This window comes from Streptomyces prasinopilosus (genome assembly GCF_001419695.1).
GTDB lineage: Bacteria > Actinomycetota > Actinomycetes > Streptomycetales > Streptomycetaceae > Streptomyces > Streptomyces prasinopilosus.
This window is the reverse complement of the sequence record NZ_LIRG01000982.1, coordinates 1-2,660: the sequence shown is the minus strand read 5'-3', so window position 1 is coordinate 2,660 and position 2,660 is coordinate 1. Positions and strand designations below refer to the sequence as shown.

Sequence of the window (2,660 nt, the reverse complement as noted above, 5' to 3'; positions counted from 1 at the left end):
GGCGGGTCCCGGCGCGGCGGCCCGGGGCGCGGGGGCGCCGTGCCGGGGGCGGTCAGGCGGTCGGGTCGTAGACCCGTTCCTCCTGCGGTACGCCCGCGTCGTCGTAGAGACGCTCCAGGGCCTCCGGCGCGTAGATCTCGTAGTCCGGGACCACGCCGCCGATCAGGCCCAGCATCTTGTTCGTCCACTCCTGGCTGGTGCTCATCGCACGCATCGTCGCCTTGAAGAACGGCGGGAGTTCGGTGAGGGAGCCGAGCGTGGTGGTGAAGTCGTAGACGCCGGCGCTCTCCTCGTCGCGCACCTTGTTGTACTCGGCCAGCGCGTCCTCCATCGGACGCTCCCCCGCCAGTCCCTGGTGGATGCGCTCGGCCAGCAGCTCGCCGTGGAGGAAGGCGTCCGTCATGCCCCACCCGGTGTAGGGGTCCTTGTGGTAGCCGGCGTCCCCCACGAGGGCCCAGCCGGGGCCGTGGGAGCGGCGGTAGTAGTTGTCCGGGAAGCGCATCGGGCGGAAAGCCTCCTCGCGCCGCCCGCTGTCGCGCAGCTGGGCCCCCATCTCCGGGGCCACGTCGTCGAAGACGGCCTGGAAGCCGGCTTCCACGTCCTGGCGGAACTCCTTCAGCTGCCTGCGGGTGCAGATGACGGCCAGCATGTTCAGCCCGTCGTTCGTGGGCCAGGTGCCGAACCAGCGCTCGTTGAGGCCGTTCTTGTGGTGCAGGCCCCAGTCGAGGCCGCTGTAGTACGAGTAGTAGGTGAATCCGGCCGCCGGGCGCACGTTGTACAGCTCCGCTCCCACCTTTTTGGCGACCGTGGAGTGGAAGCCGTCCGCGCCGACGACCACGGTGGCCCTCAGTTCCCGTTCCGGTCCGTCGCCCTCGCGCCCGCGGATGCCCGTCACCTGTCCGCCCGAAGCCAGCACCTCCGTGACGGTGAAGCCCTCGAGCACTTCGGCGCCGGCCCGGCGCGCGGCGTTGACCAGGATCTCGTCGAGCACGGTGCGGCGCGGGCAGTACACGGCGTCGATGCCGTCGACGGGGTCGGCGAACCCGTTGAGTTCGACGCCCCGGTACGCGTAGTGCATCTTGCGGATCGCGGGTGTCCCGGCGGCCACGATCTCGTCGAGCAGACCCCACTCCTGGAGCTTCAGCAGCCCCGCCTGGTGGATGTAGTGCGTCGAGACGGAGTCGCTGGGGAAGGAGGAACGGTCCACCACGAGAACCCGGTGGCCGAGCCGCGCCAGCAGCATGGCGACCGGTGAACCGGCACAGCGGGCACCCACAACAATGACGTCGTACACGCGATCCCCCATGAATCGAGCCCAGGTGCGGCACTTCGCGAAGAGCAGCGCCGATAGCGACGTGAAGGCTACGAGAATCAGCCAATGAAGGTCAATGACTGGTAGAGGGAAGGCAATGTCGCACCATTATGGCGTGCACCCTGAATACTCAATTCCGCAACACGGGGCGGAGCGGGGCGAGTTCGGATGTCCCGGAACGTCCGCTTTTGCGGTGCCGAATCTCTGCCGAACAGTGGCTTACGTCACACTCCTGACCCCTGAAACGTGTGACCACGGTCAGTGAGGAGAAGGCCGTCGGACCGCACACGGAGTAGGTAAAGAGAAAGGAGCCCCTTCGGTGAATGGCCAGCGCCTCCGGGCTCGAATTACTCAGTTGAAGTAAACCGAGAAATTACAGGGATAAGCCTCGGGGGACGGGAGCCGCTCCCGTGAACCGGTACGCCGAAGCCGCGGTCCGGGCGGCCGCGCACCGCGGGCCGCCCGGGCGGACGGGTTCCCGCCGGAGCGGCGCCGAAGCCGCGGACCGCGGCGGCGCGCGGACCGGGCCCGGAGGCGGGGCGGCGGGCACGGCGGGAGGCGTTCCGGGGCCGGCGGCCGGGCAGCGCTCCGGTACGGCCCGCAGCGGGGCCGGGCAGCCGGCCGGGTCCGGTGGACGCGCTCCGGTGGCGGCGGTCCGCGTCGCCAGGGGGGCGGCCCCGGCCTCCCCGTGGGGATGCCGGCCGGTCGCGGCCGCCGCGGCGACCGGTCCGGGCGAGGAGACGCCGGCGGCGGGGGCCGGCGGACGGCCGTGGGCGTGTTCCGGCCACGTGCACTGCGGCGTTCCGGTGAACCCTCCGCTGCGGGTGGGCCGGGTGGAGTCCGTCGCCCCGGCGACACCGAGGCCGATGGCCCACGGCCCGTCCGCGCCCAGCAGGAGGCCGCCCGGCTCCGCGTCCCGGTGGACGACGTCCGCGGCGTGCACGGCCCGGAGCGCCGTCGCCGCGCGCCCCACGAGGTGCGGCGCGGCCGGCACGGGCAGCGGTCCGTGCCCGGTGGGCGCCCCGTTGGGCGGCAGGCCGGGCAGGAAGGTGGTGGCCGGCCACGGCGGGGAGCCGGCCGTGTCGCGGTCGACGACCGGCGCGAGGTGGTGCCCCCGCACGGCGCGTGCGGCGCGCCTCCGCCTCGAAGCGCCGGCGGAACTCCTGCTCCTGGGCGCCTCGCGGCGGATCACCCCGAGGGCGACGGGCTGATCGCCGCGGGTGAGGGAGGGGGCGCCGCCCCCGTGCCGCCCTCGCCGGTCCCGGCGGGCAGCCGGTGCCCGGAGGCGTCCGACGCCCCTCCGCCTCCCCCGGCCCCGCTCACGGCCGCCCGGCCGGATCGTCCCGGG

General features: G+C 73.2%; 1 protein-coding gene. It reads right to left on the bottom strand.

The annotated features are described in order from the left end of the window. Positions 1–52 precede the first annotated feature (52 nt). Positions 53–1,306 (bottom strand): NAD(P)/FAD-dependent oxidoreductase, encoded by a 1,254-nt coding sequence (locus AOK18_RS29330; RefSeq protein ID WP_079105249.1) that lies wholly within the window; start codon positions 1,304–1,306, stop codon positions 53–55. Positions 1,307–2,660: the final 1,354 nt, after the last annotated feature.